Source organism: Agarivorans aestuarii, assembly GCF_019670125.1.
GTDB lineage: Bacteria > Pseudomonadota > Gammaproteobacteria > Enterobacterales > Celerinatantimonadaceae > Agarivorans > Agarivorans aestuarii.
In genome coordinates this window covers 1314625-1336656 of the sequence record NZ_AP023033.1, presented here as the reverse complement: position 1 = coordinate 1336656, position 22032 = coordinate 1314625, and the positions used below count along the sequence as shown (strand labels likewise).

At 44.8% G+C, this 22032-nt stretch carries 19 protein-coding genes and 2 tRNA genes; 1 reads left to right on the top strand and 20 read right to left on the bottom strand.

Translation table 11 applies throughout. From position 1 onward, the window contains the following. Positions 1-76 precede the first annotated feature (76 nt). The 15 genes from tadA to rlmE form a co-directional block, all read right to left on the bottom strand. On the bottom strand, positions 77-586 hold the full coding sequence (gene tadA / locus K5609_RS06205; RefSeq protein WP_221076425.1) for a tRNA adenosine(34) deaminase TadA: 510 nt from the start codon (positions 584-586) through the stop codon (positions 77-79). Between the two features lie 140 nt (positions 587-726). Beyond that, on the bottom strand, positions 727-2841 hold the full coding sequence (gene pnp / locus K5609_RS06200) for a polyribonucleotide nucleotidyltransferase (protein WP_221076424.1): 2115 nt from the start codon (positions 2839-2841) through the stop codon (positions 727-729). Positions 2842-3026: 185 nt separating this feature from the next. Next, positions 3027-3296: a 30S ribosomal protein S15 gene (gene rpsO, locus K5609_RS06195; protein WP_016402372.1), complete on the bottom strand. Its 270-nt coding sequence runs from the start codon at positions 3294-3296 to the stop codon at positions 3027-3029. A gap of 101 nt (positions 3297-3397) precedes the next feature. Next, entirely contained in the window at positions 3398-4345 is a 948-nt protein-coding gene (gene truB / locus K5609_RS06190) for a tRNA pseudouridine(55) synthase TruB (protein ID WP_221076423.1), read from the bottom strand. Beyond that, the gene (rbfA, locus tag K5609_RS06185) at positions 4345-4761 is read right to left on the bottom strand and encodes a 30S ribosome-binding factor RbfA (RefSeq protein ID WP_221076422.1); all 417 of its coding nucleotides are present in this window, start codon (positions 4759-4761) and stop codon (positions 4345-4347) included. Before rbfA ends, truB begins: the two co-directional genes overlap by 1 nt. Before the next feature lie 91 nt (positions 4762-4852). Next, positions 4853-7507 carry a translation initiation factor IF-2 gene (infB, locus tag K5609_RS06180; RefSeq protein WP_221076421.1) on the bottom strand — a complete coding sequence of 885 codons (2655 nt, stop codon included), beginning with the start codon at positions 7505-7507 and terminating at the stop codon, positions 4853-4855. Positions 7508-7530: 23 nt separating this feature from the next. After that, entirely contained in the window at positions 7531-9027 is a 1497-nt protein-coding gene (gene nusA, locus K5609_RS06175) for a transcription termination factor NusA (protein ID WP_221076420.1), read from the bottom strand. A gap of 12 nt (positions 9028-9039) precedes the next feature. Beyond that, positions 9040-9498 carry a ribosome maturation factor RimP gene (rimP, locus tag K5609_RS06170; RefSeq protein WP_221076419.1) on the bottom strand — a complete coding sequence of 153 codons (459 nt, stop codon included), beginning with the start codon at positions 9496-9498 and terminating at the stop codon, positions 9040-9042. Positions 9499-9643: 145 nt separating this feature from the next. Then, positions 9644-9720 (bottom strand) — tRNA-Met (locus K5609_RS06165). A 53-nt stretch (positions 9721-9773) separates the two neighbouring features. Further along, positions 9774-9859: transfer RNA gene (locus K5609_RS06160), tRNA-Leu, on the bottom strand. A gap of 5 nt (positions 9860-9864) precedes the next feature. Further along, a complete protein-coding gene (gene secG, locus K5609_RS06155; RefSeq protein ID WP_221076418.1) occupies positions 9865-10209 on the bottom strand; it encodes a preprotein translocase subunit SecG in 345 nt (114 codons plus the stop codon). A 159-nt stretch (positions 10210-10368) separates the two neighbouring features. Then, the gene (gene glmM, locus K5609_RS06150) at positions 10369-11706 is read right to left on the bottom strand and encodes a phosphoglucosamine mutase (RefSeq protein ID WP_221076417.1); all 1338 of its coding nucleotides are present in this window, start codon (positions 11704-11706) and stop codon (positions 10369-10371) included. Further along, on the bottom strand, positions 11706-12536 hold the full coding sequence (gene folP, locus K5609_RS06145) for a dihydropteroate synthase (RefSeq protein ID WP_221076416.1): 831 nt from the start codon (positions 12534-12536) through the stop codon (positions 11706-11708). Before folP ends, glmM begins: the two co-directional genes overlap by 1 nt. A 62-nt stretch (positions 12537-12598) precedes the next feature. Beyond that, entirely contained in the window at positions 12599-14542 is a 1944-nt protein-coding gene (ftsH, locus tag K5609_RS06140) for an ATP-dependent zinc metalloprotease FtsH (protein ID WP_221076415.1), read from the bottom strand. A gap of 49 nt (positions 14543-14591) precedes the next feature. Further along, the gene (rlmE, locus tag K5609_RS06135) at positions 14592-15221 is read right to left on the bottom strand and encodes a 23S rRNA (uridine(2552)-2'-O)-methyltransferase RlmE (RefSeq protein ID WP_016402382.1); all 630 of its coding nucleotides are present in this window, start codon (positions 15219-15221) and stop codon (positions 14592-14594) included. Positions 15222-15335: 114 nt separating this feature from the next. Here rlmE and yhbY point away from each other — a divergent pair, with 114 nt between their 5' ends. Beyond that, positions 15336-15632, top strand: coding sequence for a ribosome assembly RNA-binding protein YhbY (gene yhbY / locus K5609_RS06130; RefSeq protein WP_016402383.1), 297 nt, complete (start codon positions 15336-15338; stop codon positions 15630-15632). Positions 15633-15662: 30 nt separating this feature from the next. Here the strand turns inward: yhbY and K5609_RS06125 are convergent, their stop codons facing one another. The 5 genes from K5609_RS06125 to carA form a co-directional block, all read right to left on the bottom strand. Next, positions 15663-16154: a hypothetical protein gene (locus tag K5609_RS06125; protein WP_221076414.1), complete on the bottom strand. Its 492-nt coding sequence runs from the start codon at positions 16152-16154 to the stop codon at positions 15663-15665. Between the two features lie 159 nt (positions 16155-16313). Continuing rightward, the gene (locus K5609_RS06120; protein WP_221076413.1) at positions 16314-16919 is read right to left on the bottom strand and encodes an HAD family hydrolase; all 606 of its coding nucleotides are present in this window, start codon (positions 16917-16919) and stop codon (positions 16314-16316) included. Between the two features lie 56 nt (positions 16920-16975). Next, positions 16976-17452: a transcription elongation factor GreA gene (gene greA / locus K5609_RS06115; protein ID WP_221076412.1), complete on the bottom strand. Its 477-nt coding sequence runs from the start codon at positions 17450-17452 to the stop codon at positions 16976-16978. A gap of 147 nt (positions 17453-17599) precedes the next feature. After that, entirely contained in the window at positions 17600-20818 is a 3219-nt protein-coding gene (gene carB, locus K5609_RS06110; RefSeq protein ID WP_221076411.1) for a carbamoyl-phosphate synthase large subunit, read from the bottom strand. Between the two features lie 19 nt (positions 20819-20837). After that, the gene (gene carA / locus K5609_RS06105) at positions 20838-21980 is read right to left on the bottom strand and encodes a glutamine-hydrolyzing carbamoyl-phosphate synthase small subunit (RefSeq protein WP_221076410.1); all 1143 of its coding nucleotides are present in this window, start codon (positions 21978-21980) and stop codon (positions 20838-20840) included. Positions 21981-22032: the final 52 nt, after the last annotated feature.

The window sequence follows — 22032 nt, the reverse complement described above, 5'->3', positions numbered from 1 at the left end:
CCGCCGAATTCAATTGGCTCGTCAGCACCGTAAGGTTTTATTAAGACAACGTTCTTATGTTTTAACTGAAATGGGTTTAGTCAGCGTCGCTGAGTAAATCACTGCTCTGTTGTTTTTTTCGCAGCTTGTGTTGTTCACGACGCTTGCGAAAAAAACGACTAATGTTCTCACTGCACTCATCTGCTAACACCCCTGCTTCCACCTCAGCTCGGTGATTAAGCTGCTCACAATCTACAATATTAAATACACTGCCTGCAGCGCCAGTTTTTAGATCGCTTGCACCAAATACCAAACGCTTCACACGCGCGTGAACCATCGCTCCAGCGCACATTGAGCAGGGCTCTAAGGTAACGTAAAGAGTAGTGTCTAACAGGCGGTAATTACCGATTTTCTTGCCTGCTTCGCGCAGTGCTAAGATCTCGGCATGTGCTGTCGCATCATTAAGACTAATGGTTTGATTCCAGCCCTCGCCCACCACTTCACCTTGATAAACCACCACAGCCCCCACTGGCACTTCACCTTGCGCCTCAGCTTTGTCTGCTAAGCGCAGAGCGTGCTTCATCCAGTCAATATCAGTATTATCCAAAAACTTACCCCTGCCTGTTGTTTTGCGGCACATTGTAAACCTGAAAGACAGCTGACTAAAGCCCCAACAGAATTAGCACTGAGTGACTAGCAAAAACAAAAAAGCCGGCACGAGGCCGGCTTAGCTATTTTAAGAAACGTTTATTCAGCAGGTTTTTCTGCTGGAACTTCGCTAGGCGAAGCCGCTTCTTTAATACTTAGACGTACACGGCCTTGGCGGTCTACTTCAAGTACTTTAACTTTAACAATGTCACCAACAGTTAGGTGGTCAGAAACATTAGCAACACGCTCTTGAGAGATTTGTGAAATGTGTACTAGGCCATCTTTACCTGGCAAGATTTCAACAAATGCACCAAAGTCTGCAAGACGAACAACTTTTCCTTCGTAGAATTGACCCGCTTCAACTTCTGCAGTTAGCTGCTCAATACGCTTAATAGCTTCTTGAGCTTGAGCGTTATCAGTTGCTGCTACTTTCACTGTACCGTCATCTTCGATTTCGATAGTAGTGCCAGTTTCATCAGTAAGTGCACGAATAGTTGCACCACCTTTACCAATTACGTCTTTAATCTTCTCAGGGTTGATTTTAAGCGTATGAATACGTGGAGCAAACTCAGAAATCTCTTCACGAGAAGTACCGATTGCTTGATCCATAACACCTAGAATATGTAAACGTGCACCTTGCGCTTGGCGTAGGGCAATTTCCATGATTTCTTTAGTGATACCTTCAATCTTAATATCCATCTGCAATGCAGAGATACCTTCAGAAGAACCGGCTACTTTAAAGTCCATGTCACCTAAGTGATCTTCATCACCTAAGATGTCTGAAAGAACAACAAATTTGTCGCCCTCTTTCACTAGACCCATTGCGATACCCGCAACAGAGGCTTTAATTGGAACACCAGCATCCATAAGAGCCAATGAGCTACCACAAACAGAAGCCATTGAGCTTGAACCGTTAGACTCGGTGATTTCAGAAACTACACGTACAGTGTATGGGAACTCTTCTGAGCTCGGCATTACCGCTGCAACACCACGCTTAGCCAAACGACCATGGCCAATTTCACGACGTTTAGGTGAACCAATGAAGCCAGTTTCGCCAACACAGTATGGAGGGAAGTTGTAGTGAAGCATGAAGCGAGATGTTTGTAAGCCAGCTAGCGAGTCAATCATCTGAGCATCACGTTCTGTACCAAGAGTACAGGTTACTAAGGCTTGAGTTTCACCACGAGTGAATACAGAGCTACCGTGAGTACGTGGCAATACGCCAGTCATTACGTCTAGAGCACGAATCATATCTGGTTCACGACCATCGATACGTGGCTCACCAGAGATAATGCGTGAACGCACTACGTTTTTCTCTAACTTACCTAGTTCGTCACCAATATCTTGGCGGTCTAGAGTTTCGTCTTCTGCGCTTATTGCTTCAACAACCGCTTTTTTGATTTCGCCAACTTCAGCATAACGCTCAGCTTTATCAGTAATTTGGTAAGCTTCAGTTAACTTAGCTTCAGCTAGTGCTGCTACTTTATCTTTAAGTGCAACGTTAACTGCAGGTGCTTCCCATTCCCAAGCTGGTTTAGCGGCTTCTTCACACAACTCGTTAATAGCAGTGATTACAGCATTTGATTGCTCGTGACCATAAACAACCGCGCCTAACATTACTTCTTCAGAAAGCAATTCAGCTTCAGACTCAACCATAAGTACCGCACTTTCAGTACCGGCTACTACTAGGTCTAGCTTGCTTTCAGGAAGCTCTTCGGTGGTTGGGTTAAGAATGTAGTTACCATCAATGTAACCAACACGTGCTGCACCAATTGGACCGTTAAAAGGAATACCTGAAAGGCTTAATGCCGCAGAAGTACCAATTAACGCAACGATGTCTGGCTGAACTTGTGGATTAACAGAAACCACTGTTGCCACAACTTGAACTTCGTTCACGAAGCCATCTGGGAATAGCGGACGAATAGGACGGTCAATCAAACGTGCGATTAACGTTTCTTCTTCCGAAGGGCGACCTTCGCGTTTGAAGAAACCACCAGGAATTTTACCTGCTGCGTAAGTACGTTCTTGGTAGTTCACAGTCAACGGGAAGAAATCTTGGCCAGGTGTAGCAGTTTTTTTACCCACTACTGATACAAATACCGTTGTATCGTCCATAGTAACCATTACGGCAGCTGTTGCTTGACGAGCGATAGCGCCAGTTTCAATGGTGACTGTATTCTCACCGTATTTAAACGTTTTTACGATAGGATTCACGTGAATTTCCTTTAATTTATGTTCTCTTTTCAATTCGCGCTAAAGTATAAAGCAATGGCTAATCAAAAGATAACTTTATCCTTACTAAAACCACTGTTATCACACCACTTTGTGACTTTTATTTAAGCAACAAAAAAGGGAGCCATAAGGCTCCCTTTCGGTATTCTTTCTTGGCGACGTTAAAATTAACGACGTAGGCCCAATTTAGCGATCAATTCAGCGTAGCTCGCTTGGTTTTTACGCTTCAAGTAATCAAGCAATTTACGACGCTGGCTAACCATGCGTAGTAGACCACGACGGCTGTGGTGATCATGGATGTGCTTCTTGAAGTGACCTTGCAAGTGGTTGATTTGTGCAGTTAACAAAGCAACTTGAACTTCAGAAGAACCAGTGTCTCCTGCTTCACGTGCGTACTCAGCTACGATTGCTGCTTTTTCAGTGCTACTTAGTGACATACTAACTCCTAAAAATGTAAATTTACTCTCCGCCAATCACTAACTCAGCGAAGAAGGACGCGCATTATATAGTGCGCCCTAATGAGTTGCAAGCTGCTCGCTTAACTATCGCTACTTTGTATCAAACGCTTTGGCGCAACTAAGCCATCATCATTTAATTGACCAATACCCACAAAACGACGTTGCTCACCAATGGTTAGCCTAAATACATCATTTAGCGGAGCACCTGCTACTTGCAAAGCTTGGCCTTGCATTAAATACCCACCTAAGGCTTCAGGAATATTTACCTCAGCCAAGTGCGCTACTGCTGAGTCCATCGGTAACAGTAGAGGATCAAGCAATTCCTTAGGGGCAATCTCTTGTTCATTAGCTTGCTCTAGTAGCGCTTCTAACTGCTCAGGCGTAACCATTCTTTCACTAGGGTAAGTTGCTACTTGCGAGCGATGCAGCTTAACTACATGTGCGCCACAACCCAGCATTTCTCCTAAGTCATCAATAATGGTGCGAATATAAGTGCCTTTGCTGCAATGCACATCTAAGGTCAGCATGTCACCATCAAGCGATATGAAGTTATTCTCATACACTGTAATGGGGCGAGCTTCACGTTCAATGGTAATGCCTTCACGCGCATAGGAGTACAAAGGCTTACCATTATGCTTCAGTGCAGAAAACATTGAAGGCACTTGATTAATCGGCCCTCGAAATGAGTCCAACGCCGCTTCTATATCAGCTTGATTGACAGTTACTTCACGTTCTTCAACCACTTCCCCGTCAGAATCAGAAGTATTAGTTCTTACTCCTAACTGGGCAGTCACTTGATAACGCTTGTCAGAATCTAATAGGAATTGCGAAAACTTGGTTGCTTCACCTAAGCAAATGGGCAACATACCCGTAGCTAAAGGGTCTAAAGCGCCGGTATGCCCTGCTTTTTGAGCAAAGTAAATGCGTTTAATACGTTGCAAAATACCATTAGAAGAAACGCCGGTAGGCTTATTCAGCAGAAGAATGCCGTCTATCGGGCGCCCCTTTTTTCTGCGTCCTTGTCCCATTACTCGCCCTCTTGCTCTTCACCGTCGTTCAAACTACGGCCTGAAGCCTCAGCTTTTTGCTGATCGTCTTTAACGGCTTTAGTCGCTAATTCGGTCATGCGTAAACCTTCACGCAATGAGCCATCATATTGAAAGCGCAACTCGGGCACGGCGCGCAGGCGCATTGCTTTAGCTAACAAATGGCGAACATAACCCACGTGCTCTTCTAGCGCTTCTAAGCTTGCTTTAACCGCTTCTTCGCTATCATCTAAAAAGGTGACAAACACTTTGGCGTAAGCAAGATCTCGGGTTACTTCTACTGCTGATACAGTGACAAGACTCAAACGCGAGTCACGTACTTCGCGTTGCAATATCATCGCAACTTCTTTTTGAATTTGTTGGGCTACCCGGTCTGGGCGGCTAAATTCTCTAGGCATCACATTTCTCCTGATACCACTCCCAAGGGAGTATTGAAAACACAAATGGGGGCGCAAGCCCCCATCTTTAGAGATTAATTAAGTTACGCGCTTACAAGCTACGCTTAACTTCAACAATCTCAAATACTTCGATTTGGTCACCAGCACGAACATCATTATAGTTCTTAACGCCGATACCACATTCCATGCCGTTACGTACTTCATTTACGTCATCTTTGAAGCGGCGAAGTGACTCAAGCTCACCTTCATAGATAACCACGTTTTCACGTAATACACGGATTGGATTAGAGCGCTTAACCTGACCTTCTAGAACCATACAACCAGCAATAGCGCCAAGTTTAGGTGACTTAAATACGTCACGAACCTCAGCTAAGCCCATAATTTGTTGTTTAAATTCTGGAGCAAGCAAGCCAGTCATTGCACTCTTAACTTCATCGATTAAGTCGTAGATTACGCTGTAGTAGTGTAGATCTACGCTTTCAGTTTCGATAATACGGCGCGCAGTTGCGTCAGCACGTACGTTAAAGCCAAGCACAATGGCGTTAGAAGCAGCAGCTAAGGTAGCGTCTGTTTCGGTAATACCACCAACACCGCGACCAATAATGTTCACCTTTACTTCATCAGTAGAAAGCTTAGATAGTGAATCAGCAATCGCTTCAAGTGAACCTTGTACGTCAGACTTAAGTACAATGTTTAGCTCTTGAACTTCACCTTCTTCCATGTTGGCGAACATGTTTTCAAGTTTAGATTTCTGCTGACGCGCTAATTTAACATCACGGAATTTACCCTGACGGTATAGCGCTACTTCACGAGCTTTCTTCTCATCGCGAACAACGGTTGCTTCGTCACCAGCTTGTGGCACACCAGAAAGACCTAAAATCTCTACCGGGATTGAAGGACCAGCGGTGTCGATGTCTTTACCGTTTTCATCTTTCATGGCACGAATACGACCGTATTCAAGACCACAAAGAATGATGTCGCCTTTTTGCAACTGACCGTGTTGTACCAAGATAGATGCAATTGGACCACGACCTTTATCAAGGCGAGACTCAATCACAACACCCGATGCGGCACCAACGTGGCTAGCAGTAAGCTCTAGTACATCTGATTGCAGCACAATAGCTTCTAGCAGGTCATCAATACCGTCACCGCTTTTCGCCGACACGTGTACAAACTGAATGTCGCCGCCCCAATCTTCTGGGATAACTTCGTGTTGTGATAACTCATTCTTAACGCGATCTGGATCAGCGCCTTCTTTATCCATTTTGTTAACAGCAACAACCAATGGAACGCCCGCTGCACGAGCATGCTGAATGGCTTCAACGGTTTGTGGCATTACACCATCATCGGCAGCTACTACTAATACAACGATATCAGTAGCTTTGGCACCACGAGCACGCATTGAGGTAAACGCTGCGTGTCCAGGAGTATCCAAGAAGGTAATCATGTTACCGTTGGTTTCAACATGGTAAGCACCGATATGCTGGGTAATACCGCCAGCTTCACCATCGGCAACTTTGGCACGACGAATGTAATCAAGCAATGAGGTTTTACCATGGTCAACGTGACCCATAATAGTAACCACTGGCGCACGGTTAGTTTTCTCACCGGTTGACTCAGCTTCTTGCATTACTTGCTCTTCAAGTGCGTTTTCTTTAACCAATACAACTTTGTGGCCAAGTTCTTCAGCAACTAAGGTTGCCGTTTCTTGGTCAATCACTTGGTTAATGGTCGCCATAGCGCCCATTTTCATCATTGCTTTAATGACTTCTGTGGCTTTGATAGCCATTTTATTAGCTAATTCGCCAACTGAAATGGTCTCACCAATGCGAACTTCACGCTCAACCGGTTGCGCTGGTTTGTTGAAACCATGCTGCATAGCCGACGGAGTAGCAACTTGACGCTTGTTACCTTTACGGCCACCGCGACGATTGTTGTTATCGTCATTTTGCTTAGCTTTACGCTTCTTACGGCGAGGCGCTTCTGCTTTTTGCTCTTGCTCATCTTCAGCAGCACGGGCATAAGTAGACGTTGTTGTATGGTAATCAGCAGATTCTTCACGCTTTTTACGCGCTTTCTCTTCTTCAGCCCAGCGCGCAGCGTTTTCTTCAGCTAGCTTTTTCGCTTCTTCTGCTTTTTTCTCTGCTTCAGCTTCTGCTTTAGCAATGGCAGCTTCTTCTTGCTTACGCAAGATGTCTGCAGCTTCTTTTTCTGCAGCTAATTGCTCTGGAGATTTTTCAGCATCCGATTGCTTCTCAGCTTCTTTAGCTTTAGCCGCGGCTGCTGCCGCTGCTGCCGCTTTTTCTTCACGCTTAGCTTTTTCTTCTGCATCGCGCTTAGCTTTTTCTTCGGCAGCTTTTTTCGAATTCGCTTCTGCTTCAACACGTGCGGATTCTTCTGCTTCCAAACGTGCTTTTTCTTCGGCTTCTTGTTTCGCTTGTTCTTCTACAGCGCTGCGCTTAACGTAAGTTTTCTTCTTGCGCACTTCTACTTGAACGGCGCGAGACTTACCGCCAGTACCAGAAACACTTAAGGTGCTTTTGGTGGTGCGTTGTAAAGTCATACGACTTGGTGAGCTCTCTTCACCATGCTGTAATTTTAAATGCTCAAGAAGTTTCGTTTTCTCTTCTTGAGTCACACTGTCAGTTAAAGACTTTTTAATACCAGCATCTGCAAATTGCTGAATCAGTTTATCTTCGTTTGTTCCCACGTCGGTCGCGAGTTGTTTAATTGAAACTTCTGTCATCGGGCTATTGTCCTCCGTCGACCTTATTCTTCGTCGCCAAACCAGCAAATCTGTCTGGCGGCCATAATCAGTTCGCCGGCTTTTTCTTCCGACAATTCTTCAATATCTTCTAGCTCGTCGATGCCTTGCTCAGCAAGATCCTCTAAGCTAATCACGCCTTTGCTTGCCAGTACAAACGCTAAGTGGCGCTCCATACCTTCTAGGGCAAGTAGCTCTTCACTAGGCTCAGCATTATCTAAAGACTCCTCTTTAGCTAGCGCTTCTGTTACTAGTGCCGCTTTAGCACGCTCACGCAGCTCATTAACGGTGTCTTCGTCTAGGCCATCAATGCTTAGTAGTTCGCTTACTGGTACGTAGGCGATTTCCTCTAATGAAGTGAAACCTTCTTCAGCAAGAACGGTTGAAAACTCTTCATCGATATCTAAGTACTTAACAAAGGTATCGATAGCTTTTTGAGCTTCAGCCTGATGCTTGTTGTTAGCATCTTCAACGGTCATTACGTTTAGTTCCCAACCGGTAAGTTGAGAAGCAAGACGTACGTTTTGACCGTTACGACCAATTGCTTGAGCAAGGTTGTCGGCTTCTACAGCAATATCCATAGAGTGGCTATCTTCATCAACGATGATTGAAGCCACTTCAGCTGGCGCCATTGCGTTAATCGCAAACTGCGCTGGGTTATCGTCCCACAACACAATGTCTACACGTTCGTTATCAAGCTCACCTGAAACGGCTTGAACACGCGCACCTCGCATGCCAACACAAGCACCTACAGGGTCGATTCGGCGGTCGTTGCTTTTAACGGCAATTTTAGCGCGAGAACCTGGGTCGCGAGCAGCTGCTTTAAGATCAATCATCTCTTCAGCAATTTCTGGCACTTCGATGCGGAACAGTTCGATCAGCATTTCAGGGCGTGTGCGGCTCATGAATAACTGAGCGCCACGCGCTTCAGGTTTTACTTCATATAACAAACCACGAACACGATCGCCAGGGCGGAAGGCTTCACGCGGAAGAGATTCTTCTCGGTGAATAACCGCTTCTGCATTGTTACCTAGATCAACAATAATATTCTCACGACTTACCTTTTTAACAACGCCGGTTACCAATTCATTCACTTGGTCGAAGTATTGTTCAACAACTTGTGCACGCTCTGCTTCACGTACTTTTTGTACAATAACTTGCTTAGCGGTTTGCGTAGTAATGCGGTCAAACACTACTGACTCAATTTGCTCTTCAACGTAATCACCAAGCTCAGTTTCTGGCTCTTCGTATTGGGCTGCTTCTAGAGTAATTTCGCGGTATGGGTTTTCAATTGCTTCTTGATTTTCCACTACCATCCAGCGACGGAAGGTGTCGAAACTACCGTCTTTACGGTCGATATCAACGCGAACTTCAATATCACCTTCATATTTTTTCTTGGTTGCCGTTGCTAAAGCAATTTCCATAGCTTCAAAGATTTTTTCACGCGGTAGAGCTTTCTCATTCGATACCGCATCAACAACCAACAAGACTTCTTTGTTCATTCCTGACCCTCTTTAGTCAAACTGGGGAACCAGATGCGCTTTCTGAACGTTACCTAGCGCGATCCGATGTTGTTCATTGTCTACTGCTAATACGACAGTGTCGTCTTCAACAGCAATAATTTCACCCTGCCATTTACGGCGATTGTTTACAGGCATACGTACCTGTAAAAAAGCAATCTCACCAATAAAACGTTGATAATGTTCCGCTTTAAAAAGAGGGCGTTCTAAACCAGGAGATGACACCTCAAGGTTGTACTCAGTACTAATTGGATCTTCAACATCCAAAATAGCGCTAGCTTGTCGACTTACGTCGGCGCAATTGTCGACATTAATGCCGTTTTCGTGGTCAATAAACAGACGCACGATAGAGTGCTTGCCAGCACTAACATATTCGATACCTAAGAGCTCAAAGCCCAGCGCTTCAACCGCTGGTGTAAGCATATCAGTTAGTCGTTGTTCTACAGTTGCCAAGGTTCCCCTCCAGAAACAAAAAAAGGGCGTAAAGCCCAGTTCTAGCACCTAAGGTGCGGCGAGAAAATAACAAAAAGCCCCGATGAAGCGGGGCTTTAAAATTTCTGAGCCTTTAACACTATCGTCTACCTAAGTATTTGATAGTTGGTTGCGGGAGCCGGATTTGAACCGACGACCTTCGGGTTATGAGCCCGACGAGCTACCAGACTGCTCCATCCCGCGTCCGATTGCCGAGGATTATATCAATCACTCTGACAGGATGCAAAAATAACTATTGGTGCCGAGAGCGGGACTTGAACCCGCACGTCCATAGGACACTACCCCCTCAAGATAGCGTGTCTACCAATTCCACCACCTCGGCTAAAATTAGTTTGGTACGTCGCTACCAGGGTTTGCTGGTGATGCTGGAACATCAGCATCTTGAAGCACTTGTTCAGCAGCAGGCTGTGACAAATCGCTCCATTCATCAACTTGTTGGGTTTGTTTGGCTGAAAGGTTGCCTAACACCAAGCTGATTACAATAAACAACGTTGCACAAATAGCGGTTGCTCTAGTTAAGAAGTTACTTGAACCAGAAGAACCAAATACTGTGTTAGATGCGCCAGAGCCAAAAGATGCGCCCATATCAGCACCCTTGCCTTGCTGAATTAACACTAGACCAATCAAAGCCAGTGCAATAACTAAATAAACTACTAATAAAATTTCGTACATTCTCTTTCACCTAAGTGTGGGTCGGTCTTCATTCCGACCGTCATTTAGTGAAACACAAGTCACCAAAGCGGGCGAATATTAGCGAACCTCCGCTACTAATACAAGCGCCAAGCTCAAAAAACTTCTACTCTGTGTTCAACCGTTTAATTATTGTTCGCTTTAGTTGCAAGCAGCTCTTACAGCATCAGCGATATCGTTAGCGCATTGTTCTACTAGAGCAGAATCTGCCCCTTCAACCATTACCCGTAACAAAGGCTCTGTACCTGATTTGCGTAGCAATACTCGGCCAGAGTCACCTAGTTGATTCTCGGCTTTAGCTTGAGCTTTTTTCACTAAGTCACTGCTTAATGGATCGCTATCACCTTTAAAGCGCACATTGACCAGTAATTGAGGATAAAGCGTTAAATCACTTAGTAGACCTCGCAAACTCTGTTTTTGTGCCAACATAGCAGCTAGAACCTGCAGTGCTGCAACGATACCATCACCTGTCGTGGTATGACCCAAGCAAATAATATGACCGGAGTTCTCGCCGCCATAAGTCCAGCCACGCTCAGATAATTGCTCCATAACGTAACGGTCACCCACATTAGCGCGACTAAATGGAATATCCATTTCGGCAAAGGCTTGCTCTAGAGCCAAGTTGCTCATGAGAGTACCCACTACCCCGCCACTTAAGTGGTGACTTAACTTGGCGTCTTTAGCTAGGATGTAAAGAATTTCGTCGCCATCAACTTGCACGCCGTGCTGGTCAATCATCATCACCCGGTCGCCGTCGCCATCAAGGGCGATACCAAGATCAGCCTGATACTCTAATACCTGTTCGGCCAATAAGCCAGTATCGGTAGCACCGCACTTCTCGTTAATATTTAGACCGTCTGGCTTATTACCAATAGCAATAACTTCGGCGCCCAACTCGCTAAACACCTTTGGTGCAATGTGGTAAGTAGCACCGTGTGCGCAATCCACTACAATCTTAAGGCCTGATAAGTTGTATTTATTCGGAAAAGTACTTTTACAGAACTCAATATAGCGGCCCGCTGCATCTTCGATACGGCGAGCTTTACCTAACGCAGCCGAATCGACACAGGTCATTGGGTTATCCAACTCAGCTTCAATCGCTAACTCCACTTCATCGGGTAACTTAGTGCCATTAGCAGAGAAAAACTTAATACCATTGTCGTAGTAAGGGTTATGAGAAGCACTAATCACAATGCCCGCTTCAGCCCTAAAAGTACGAGTTAAGTAAGCAACTGCTGGTGTAGGCATAGGACCTACAAAGCTTGCTTGAACACCCGCGGCAGAAAGGCCAGCTTCTAGAGCAGATTCCAGCATATAGCCAGAGATTCGGGTATCTTTACCAATTAGTACTTTACGTGTTCCCTTGCTCGACAAGACCTTACCGGCTGCCCATCCTAGTTTTAAAGCGAATTCAGGGGTAATTGGGTACTCACCCACCTTACCGCGAACACCATCTGTGCCAAAATATCGTCTTGTCATTACTTACTCATCTGTACTTTTGAATAAACCTTTAGCGCGTCTGCCGTTTCTTGAACGTCATGCACGCGAAATATGTGCGCTCCCTGCTGTGCGGCTAACACCGCCCCAGTAATACTTGCTGCCACTAGGTAATCTGTCGACTTGCCTAGTAACTTACCAAACATACTCTTACGGGAAACACCTGCCAAAATAGGCAAGCCAAGTTGCTTAAACTCACTTAACTGAGCTAACAACTGAAAATTGTGGTCAAGAGTTTTACCAAAACCGAAACCAGGGTCAACTATTATATTCGATTCAGCAATACCTGCCGCCACACAGCTCTCAACTCGTTGCTTTAAGTAAGTAATTACTTCTCTCACTACATCTTGGTATTGAGGGTTAGCCTGCATACTTCTTGGTTTGCCCTGCATGTGCATTATACATACTGGAAGCCCAGATTTGGCTACTACCTCTATGGTTCCAGGATTAGTTAAGGCACAGACATCATTTATGATGTCTGCACCGGCTTCAACCGCCTGCTGCATAACTTCGGCTTTATTGGTATCGATTGAAACCAAACAACCAAAGCGCTGTTTGATGGCTTTAATAATACCAATTGTTCGCTGCAACTCCTCTGCTAACGCTACATCAGCAGCACCTGGACGAGTTGACTCCCCACCCACGTCAATAATGTCTGCGCCTTCTTTTAACATTTGTTCTACTCGCGTTAGCGCTTGCTCATGAGAAACATAAGCCCCCCCGTCTGAGAAGGAGTCTGGAGTAACGTTAAGAATGCCCATAATCACCGGGCGTTTGAATTGATGAGGACCAATATTGAGTGCAATAGTCATTTTTCTTTACTTACAAAAAAGCCCTGTAAGCGACTTACAGGGCTAACAACTTAATTTAAGCCTTACTGAGCAGGATCTTCACCTATGGTTTTAGGTGGCTCAGGTGCATCAGTTTTTGCGGCGTCAGCTTTAGCTTCATCACCTTTGTCATTAGATTCAGGTGGTGTTGGCTTGTCTGAATCATCCCAATCAGCCGGTGGACGAGGAGTTTTACGCTCCATTAAATCATCTATCTGTCGAGCATCAATGGTTTCGTACTTCATTAACGCATCTTTCATGGTATGAAGAATATCCATGTTTTCGGTCAACAACGATTCAGCGCGCTGATAGTTGCGATCGATGACTGAGCGAATCTCTAAGTCAATGGCCTTAGCGGTATCATCAGACATATGCTTGGTTTTAGCAGCACTTCGTCCTAAGAATACTTCACCTTCTTCATCAGCATAAAGCAGCGGCCCCATAGACTCTGAAAGACCCCATTGTGTAACCATCTTACGGGCAATTTCAGTTGCTCGCTCAATATCATTGCTAGCACCGGTCGATACTTTCTCATCACCGTAGATAATACGCTCAGCTAAGCGCCCACCGTACAAGCTAGAGATCATGCTTTCTAAATGCTGTTTGCTATGGCTCACTCTGTCTTGCTCAGGCAAGTACATTGTTACACCTAAAGCGCGACCACGCGGAATAATACTCACTTTATATACAGGATCATGCTCTGGTACTAAACGACCTACAATTGCATGACCTGCTTCGTGGTAAGCAGTCATCTCTTTTTCAGCTTCGGTCATAACCATCGATTTACGCTCAGCGCCCATCATGATCTTGTCTTTAGCTTTTTCAAATTCTTCCATCGAAACGGTGCGCTTGCTACCGCGAGCAGCAAACAAGGCAGCTTCGTTCACCAAGTTAGCTAAGTCAGCTCCAGAGAAGCCTGGCGTACCACGTGCGATTACGCCCGCATCTACACCATCACCTAAAGGAACTTTACGCATGTGTACTTTAAGGATTTGCTCTCGGCCACGAATGTCTGGAAGGCCAACCGTAACTTGGCGGTCAAAACGTCCAGGACGCAGCAATGCAGGGTCTAATACATCAGGGCGGTTAGTGGCAGCAATAACAATAATACCTTCGTTACCTTCAAACCCGTCCATTTCAACCAGCATTTGATTTAAGGTTTGTTCACGCTCATCGTGTCCACCACCTAAACCCGCGCCACGTTGGCGACCTACGGCATCAATTTCATCAATAAAGATAATACATGGTGCTGATTTCTTAGCTTGTTCGAACATGTCACGTACACGCGATGCACCAACACCCACGAACATTTCTACGAAGTCTGAACCAGAAATAGTAAAGAATGGTACTTTTGCTTCTCCAGCAATGGCTTTAGCCAACAGCGTTTTACCAGTACCTGGAGGACCAACCATTAATACGCCAGTTGGAATTTTGCCGCCAAGCTTTTGGAATCGGGTAGGGTCACGTAAGTAATCTACTAATTCACCTACTTCTTCTTTAGCTTCATCACAACCTGCTACGTCAGCAAAAGTGGTTTTAATTTGGTCTTCGCTCATTAAGCGTGCTTTACTCTTACCAAAAGACATCGCGCCTTTACCACCACCGCCTTGCATTTGACGCATGAAGAATATCCATACACCGATTAGCAATAGCATCGGGAACCAAGAAATGAAGATAGAGGTTAATAGCCCCTGCTCTTCTGGTTGCTCACCCAATACCTTTACATTGTGGTTGATAAGATCATTAAGTAGGTCTTTATCGTGCAAGGGAATAATAGTGCTAAATTGCTCACCAGTACGCTTGATGCCTTTAACATCTTGCCCACTAATACGCACTTCGCGGATCTGTTCTTGATTCACTTCCTTTACAAAGGTGGAATAGTCCATTTGCCGACCACTGCTTGAATCAGGGCTAAAGCTTTGGAATACAGACATCAAAACCACAGCTATTACCAGCCACAGAATCAGATTTTTTGCCATGTCACTCAAGACGAAAACCTCACCGGTTATTTTTAAATAAGAATTATTATCTAGCGTACTATAGTTTAAAGCCACTAGCCACTATATAGACTTCTCGAGAGCGAGCCCTAGAAGAATCTGGCTTACGAGTTTTCACACTGGTAAACATAGAACGTACTTGCTGCAGATATTGATCAAAGCCTTCGCCTTGAAATACCTTAACCGCAAAACTGCCTTTTGGTGCTAATACTTCACGACACATATCTAATGCTAGTTCAACTAAATACATTGCACGTGATTGGTCAACATTATTGTTACCACTCATGTTTGGTGCCATATCAGACAGTACAACATCAACTTTCTTTTCACCCACTCGCTCAAGTAAAGCATTTAGCACTTCTTCTTCGCGAAAATCACCACAAAGAAAGTCAACTCCGGCAATAGGGTCCATTGGTAGAATGTCACAAGCGATGACGTGCCCATCTAAACCAACTTGCTCGACGCAGTATTGCGACCATCCACCAGGAGCAGCACCAAGGTCTACGACAGTCATGCCTGGTTTGAGTAACTTATCTTTATTTTGAATTTCTTCAATTTTAAATACCGCTCTTGAACGCAAGCCAAGCTTTTGGGCTTTTTGCACATAGTGGTCATCAAAATGTTCAGTTAACCAGCGTTTAGAGCTGGCAGTATGTTTTTTATTGGTCACAAATAGTTTCCACTATAGTTACAAAACCGCACGGTATCATGATTATAAAATAGTATTAGTGATTAGATGGCGCTAGAATGTGCTTTTTTCAACCCCGAGTAAGCAGAAAGTTTCATGCAACTAACCAACAAACAAAAACAGCACCTGAAATCCTTGGCTCATAACCTAAAGCCAGTGGTAATGCTTGGCTCAAATGGATTGACCGAAGGAATTTTGGCAGAGATAGAAGTGGCGATTGCTCACCATGAACTGATTAAGGTGAAAATTGCTACCGATGATCGTGAAATGAAGCAGCTGATTGCCGATACCATTGTTGATAAGGTTTCAGCGGTAAAGGTTCAAGTAATTGGCCATATATTAATTATCTATCGTCCTAGCGAAGATAAGAAAATCGAGTTACCACGAAAATAAAAAAAGCGGCATTAGCCGCTTTTTTTATGTCTATACCGCAAGAGAAACTGGCTGATAGGGTTCTGGTTGCGCATCTGAACCGCCTCCATACTTGGCATAGAATTCTGCAATCGCCAACTGCTGGTTAACTTGTTTTTGTTGTTCAAGATTACTATTAATACTTTCAAGGGCTTTGTAACTAACAGGGTTACTCTCACTGCCTTTACTTTCGTTTCCTGTCGAGCTGGTATAGTAAATATCTAATAGGTTTTGCTGATGATTGACAGCAGACACACCAACCACGGTGTTGCGCTTAGAATCTACCTCAGCTTGCTGCTTTTGCTGATAGTTTTCAATTTCTCCGCCAACATATAAGCGAGCGTTGCGTTGCTCTTCTGGCGTCAGTTGGTCATATTCATTTGAAATTTCATCAACAATATCGCCATAACTTGGCGTATTTGAGGTACTAGAAATAGCAGTTGAAGCGGATGTAGCTCTAGGAGAATAAGCATACATCGAGTTGGAGTTTACTTGCATAGACATTAAGCCACCTCTAAATCAGTTAATAAACAACCAATCCATGGTGAACTTTTATACTATAACAAACATAAACCCCACCTACAATTAATCATCTGGATATCTAAAATAAGCCAACAGAATAACTAAGAGCAATGCAAACAAGGCAGTTTTATACGCTATTAACTAAGACAGAGGTAAAAACTCTGCCAGTTGGAAATCTCTCACGACCACACAATCCATTCCAGCATTATGCGCAGCCTGAATACCAAATGGCGTATCTTCAAACACCAAACAACGCTTTGGTTCAACAGCTAGGCGTTTCGCTACTTGAAGAAATGTATCTGGCTCAGGTTTATGTGCGACTACATCTTCGGCACACACCATCGCTTGAAAATACTCGGTAAGTTGAAGGTTATTGGTGATACGGTCCATATTGACTCGCTCAGCACCCGTGCCCAAACCTAGCTTTTTAGTGGCCGAATATTCTGCGAGTAACTTGCAGCTAGCCGGGATCCGCTCAACTTTATGCCATAAGGCATCAAACCCAGTTCGCTTGTCATTAAGTAACTGCATTGCATCAATGTTCACTTGATAATGTTGCTGGTATTGCTCAGCAATTTTCAGCGTAGGCATACCGCCACGCTCCGCCACAAAATTGATATAAACCGGTAAGCCCTGCTTGTTTAAGGCTTCTCCCCAAGCAGCTAAATGTGCTGGCATCGAGTCAACTAAGGTGCCATCCATATCAAAAATAAAGGCATCATACTTTGAGTAATCTATAGATAACAAAACGCTTCTCCAATAAAAAACGCAGCCTATAGCTGCGTTTTTAAAAGTGATTGAAACTAAATATATTCAACCGCTACAATTTCGTATTCAACTTCACCGCCAGGCGTTACTACGGTGACTTCGTCTTCTACGTTCTTACCAATAAGCCCGCGCGCAATTGGCGAGTTAACGGAAATGCGATTTTGCTTAATGTCGGCTTCATCGTCACCAACAATGCCGTAAGTTACTTCTTTGTCTGTATCAAGGTTTAGTAAAGTAACCGTAGAACCAAAAATCACCTTGCCGTTATTGGTCATTTTAGTTACGTCGATAACCTGAACGTTACTTAACTTGCCTTCGATATCTTGAATACGCCCTTCACAAAAACCTTGTTGTTCACGTGCAGCGTGATATTCAGCGTTTTCTTTAAGATCGCCATGCTCACGAGCTACCGCAATATCGTCGATAATTTTTGGACGAACCACTGTTTTTAGATGCTCTAACTCTTCACGTAATTGCGTTTCTCCACGCACCGTCATAGGAACTGGTTTCATACTTTTTAACTCAACAAAACTAGAAAAACAGAAAAAAATTTGGCTGTCGATGACAGCCAAATTTACTTGTAATAATGTTAACAGTGTAACGCTATTTTACGCTGCGGTGAAGATCTTCACCGCTTTGCTTATAACGGTAGTCACCGATTAACTAATACGTTTATGTAATTCTTGAACAGAGGTCACAGTGCCACGATCGTCTGCGTTGTGCGCCTGACAAGTCGCAAACGCACCATTGAGCGTGGTGGTGTAGTTAACTTTTTGCGCCAAGGCTGCTCTACGTAACTGACGAGAATCTTCGATAGATTGACGACCTTCAGTGGTGTTAATTACGTAGCTGTACTCACCATTTTTCAAACGGTCAAGAATATGTGGGCGGCCTTCGTGAACCTTGTTCACTAAGCGCGGGTTAATACCAGCTTCACCCAATGCTACTGCCGTACCGTGGGTAGCGTCTAGCTCGTAACCTAGTTCAAGTAACTTAGCGGCAAGCTCTGCAACACGTTTCTTGTCTGAATTACGCACCGACAATAGTACTCGACCACCTTTAGGGCCATCGTTACCAATGCCCAACTCTGCTTTAGCATATGCTTCGGCAAAGGTTGCACCTACACCCATAACTTCACCGGTAGAGCGCATTTCTGGGCCTAAGATTGGGTCAACGCCGTGGAATTTGTTAAATGGCAATACCACTTCTTTCACTGAGTAGAATGGAGGAATCACTTCTTTAGTGATGCCCTGCTCGGCTAGAGAAATACCCGCCATTACACGAGCTGCGACCTTAGCAATAGGCACACCAGTTGCTTTTGACACAAACGGTACGGTACGTGCGGCACGAGGGTTAACTTCGATTAAGTAAATCTCATCGTCTTTAACCGCAAACTGGGTGTTCATTAAACCAATTACGCCAAGTTCAAGAGCTAAAGCGCGCACTTGTTCGCGCATGCGGTCTTGAATTTGTGGGCTCAAGGTATAGGCAGGCAATGAACAAGCTGAGTCACCAGAGTGAACACCCGCTTGCTCAATGTGCTCCATAATGCCGCCAATCACTACGTCTTTGCCATCACAGATAGCATCAATGTCGATTTCAACAGCATCGTTTAAGAAGCTATCCAACAGAACTGGAGAGTCGTTAGATACACTTACTGCTTCTTTGAAGTAGCGGCGTAAATCTTGCTCGTCATAAACAATTTCCATTGCGCGGCCACCCAATACATAAGATGGACGAACCACCAATGGGTAACCGATACGCTCAGCTGAAATAACCGCTTCTTCAGTGGTAGAAACAGTGTCATTTTCTGGCTGTTTAAGCTTCAATCGGTCTACTGCGACTTGGAAACGTTCGCGGTCTTCTGCACGGTCAATTGCATCTGGTGAAGTGCCAATAATGGGTACACCAGCGGCTTCTAGTTCACGCGCCAACTTAAGTGGCGTTTGGCCACCGTATTGAACAATTACACCAGTAGGCTGCTCTACACGTACAATTTCTAATACGTCTTCTAGCGTTACCGGCTCAAAGTATAAACGGTCAGAAGTATCGTAGTCGGTAGAAACAGTCTCAGGGTTACAGTTCACCATAATGGTTTCGTAACCGTCTTCGCGCATGGCTAAAGCTGCGTGCACACAACAGTAATCAAACTCAATACCTTGGCCGATACGGTTTGGGCCGCCGCCTAGTACCATGATTTTCTTCTTGTCCGACGGTTTAGCTTCACACTCTTCATCGTAAGTTGAATACATGTAGGCAGTATCGGTAGCAAATTCCGCAGCACAAGTATCTACACGCTTGTAAACCGGTAGCACTTCTAAGCGATGACGTAGCTTGCGAAGTTCTTTCTCAGACACTCCGGTTAACTTGGCTAAACGCGCATCAGCAAAACCTTTACGCTTAAGCTTACGCATTGTGGCTTCATCTAAGCTCGCTACTCCGTCTTTAGCGACTTGCAGTTCAAGCAATACGATGTCTTCGATTTGTACCAAGAACCAACGGTCGATGTTAGTAAGAGAAAATACGTCTTCTACGCTCATGCCTGCACGGAAAGCATCGGCAATATACCAAATGCGGTCACACCCTACGTTTTGTAGTTCGTGACGAATGGTTTCCATTGCGTCTGGTGCATTAAGGTCAACAATTGGGTCAAAGCCATCAACGCCAACCTCTAGACCGCGTAAGGCTTTTTGTAATGATTCTTGTTGGTTACGGCCAATCGCCATAACCTCACCAACTGACTTCATTTGAGTGGTTAGACGGTCGTTAGCACCGGCAAACTTTTCAAAGTTAAAGCGAGGAATCTTAGTCACTACGTAATCGATTGAAGGCTCAAACGAAGCAGGTGTGCGACCGCCAGTGATGTCGTTTTGTAGCTCATCAAGGGTAAAACCTACTGCTAATTTAGCGGCGATTTTAGCAATTGGGAAACCGGTTGCTTTAGACGCTAGGGCTGATGAACGAGATACTCGAGGGTTCATCTCGATAATAACCATACGGCCAGTATTTGGACAAATGCCAAACTGTACGTTAGAGCCCCCCGTTTCAACACCAATTTCACGCAATACCGCTAGCGATGCGTTACGCATCAATTGGTATTCTTTATCAGACAAGGTTTGCGCAGGCGCTACAGTAATTGAATCACCAGTGTGAACACCCATAGGGTCAAAGTTTTCGATGGCACACACGATAATACAGTTATCGTTTTTATCTCGTACCACTTCCATCTCGTACTCTTTCCAACCGATTAAGCTTTCGTCAATTAAAAGCTCGCTGGTTGGCGAAAGATCTAGGCCGCGGGCACAAATCTCATCAAACTCTTCTTTGTTATAGGCAATACCACCACCTGTGCCGCCCATAGTGAAAGAAGGTCGAATAATACATGGGAAACCAACTTCTTCTAATACGCCGTACGCTTCTTCCATAGTGTGAGCAATACCGGCATTAGGACAAGCTAGGCCGATGCTTTTCATCGCTTGGTCGAAACGGTTACGGTCTTCAGCTTTGTCGATGGCGTCTGCGGTAGCGCCAATCATTTCAACATTGTATTTCGCTAGTACACCTTTGCTTTCTAGCTCTAGTGCACAGTTCAATGCTGTTTGACCGCCCATGGTTGGCAATACTGCGTCTGGGCGCTCTTTTTCAATAATGCGCTCAACCACTTCCCAGTGAATGGGCTCGATGTAAGTCGCATCAGCCATTTCAGGGTCAGTCATAATGGTGGCAGGGTTAGAGTTCACCAAGATCACTCGGTAACCTTCTTCACGTAAGGCTTTACAAGCCTGAGCGCCAGAATAGTCAAACTCACAAGCTTGGCCGATAACAATTGGGCCTGCGCCCAATATTAGAATACTTTTTATATCACTACGTTTTGGCATAAGTTCTGCTGCTCTCTACCTACGCTTGGCCGTTAAGGCGCTGCTCAATTAATTCAATGAAATGGTCAAACAATGGCGCCGCATCATGCGGACCAGGGCTTGCTTCAGGGTGACCTTGGAAGCTAAACGCCGGTTTATCGGTGCGATGAATACCTTGTAAACTTTGATCGAACAACGAGAAGTGCGTCATTGTTAGATTGTCTGGTAAGGTTTTTTCATCTACCGCAAAACCATGGTTTTGCGCGGTAATCATTACTCGGTCATGTTTGATATCTTTAACCGGATGGTTACCGCCGTGATGGCCAAATTTCATCTTCACTGTTTTAGCACCACTGGCTAAAGCGAGAATTTGGTGACCTAAACAAATACCAAATACTGGGATATCTGTTTCAAGGAAGGTCTTGGTAGCTGCGATTGCATAATCACATGGCTCTGGGTCGCCAGGGCCATTAGACAAGAAGATGCCATCGGGGTTTAAGGCAAGCACGTCTTCAGCAGATGTTTTGGCAGGAACCACGGTTAATTTACAGCCACGGTCCACTAACATACGCAAAATATTGCGTTTTACACCAAAATCATAAGCAACTACGTGAAACTTACTGTCTTCGCTATCGGCGGGAAGCCCAGCTTTAAGATCCCAAGAGCCCTGTGCCCAAGCGTAAGTATCAACCGTGGTAACTTCTTTGGCGAGATCCATCCCTTTTAATCCAGGGAAGGCTTTCGCTTCAGCTAAAGCTTGTGCTTCATCTAAATCTTCACCCGCTACAATACAACCCGCTTGTGCACCTTTTTCACGAAGAATACGAGTTAGCTTACGAGTGTCTATATCCGCAATACCTACTACGTTTCTTGCTTCCAAATATTCACTTAAGCTTTGTTGGCTACGGAAGTTACTCGCCACTAAAGGCAAATCACGAATAACTAGACCACAAGCGTGGATAGCATTCGATTCTTCATCTTCAGGGGTGGTTCCGTAGTTTCCGATATGGGGGTAAGTGAGGGTGACAATTTGGCGAGCATATGAGGGGTCAGTTAAAATTTCTTGGTATCCAGTCATCGAAGTATTAAAAACAACTTCTCCAACGGCAGAACCATTGGCTCCGATTGCGGTTCCACGGAACACGGTACCGTCTTCTAATACCAGCAGCGCTGATTTGCTCAAGGCAACCTCCTAACAAAGAACTGTCGACACGACAAAGTTGAACTAAAGGGTA

What these genes read in the sequence shown, in the direction of transcription:
- greA (WP_221076412.1), bottom strand. Translation starts at nt 17,452, where the DNA reads ATGAAACCAGTTCCTATGACGGTGCGTGGAGAAACGCAATTACGTGAA.
- carB (WP_221076411.1), bottom strand. Translation starts at nt 20,818, where the DNA reads ATGCCAAAACGTAGTGATATAAAAAGTATTCTAATATTGGGCGCAGGC.
- glmM (WP_221076417.1), bottom strand. Translation starts at nt 11,706, where the DNA reads ATGACAAGACGATATTTTGGCACAGATGGTGTTCGCGGTAAGGTGGGT.
- truB (WP_221076423.1), bottom strand. Translation starts at nt 4,345, where the DNA reads ATGGGACAAGGACGCAGAAAAAAGGGGCGCCCGATAGACGGCATTCTT.
- nusA (WP_221076420.1), bottom strand. Translation starts at nt 9,027, where the DNA reads ATGAACAAAGAAGTCTTGTTGGTTGTTGATGCGGTATCGAATGAGAAA.
- yhbY (WP_016402383.1), top strand. Translation starts at nt 15,336, where the DNA reads ATGCAACTAACCAACAAACAAAAACAGCACCTGAAATCCTTGGCTCAT.
- rbfA (WP_221076422.1), bottom strand. Translation starts at nt 4,761, where the DNA reads ATGCCTAGAGAATTTAGCCGCCCAGACCGGGTAGCCCAACAAATTCAA.
- K5609_RS06125 (WP_221076414.1), bottom strand. Translation starts at nt 16,154, where the DNA reads ATGTCTATGCAAGTAAACTCCAACTCGATGTATGCTTATTCTCCTAGA.
- secG (WP_221076418.1), bottom strand. Translation starts at nt 10,209, where the DNA reads ATGTACGAAATTTTATTAGTAGTTTATTTAGTTATTGCACTGGCTTTG.
- rpsO (WP_016402372.1), bottom strand. Translation starts at nt 3,296, where the DNA reads ATGTCACTAAGTAGCACTGAAAAAGCAGCAATCGTAGCTGAGTACGCA.
- folP (WP_221076416.1), bottom strand. Translation starts at nt 12,536, where the DNA reads ATGACTATTGCACTCAATATTGGTCCTCATCAATTCAAACGCCCGGTG.
- infB (WP_221076421.1), bottom strand. Translation starts at nt 7,507, where the DNA reads ATGACAGAAGTTTCAATTAAACAACTCGCGACCGACGTGGGAACAAAC.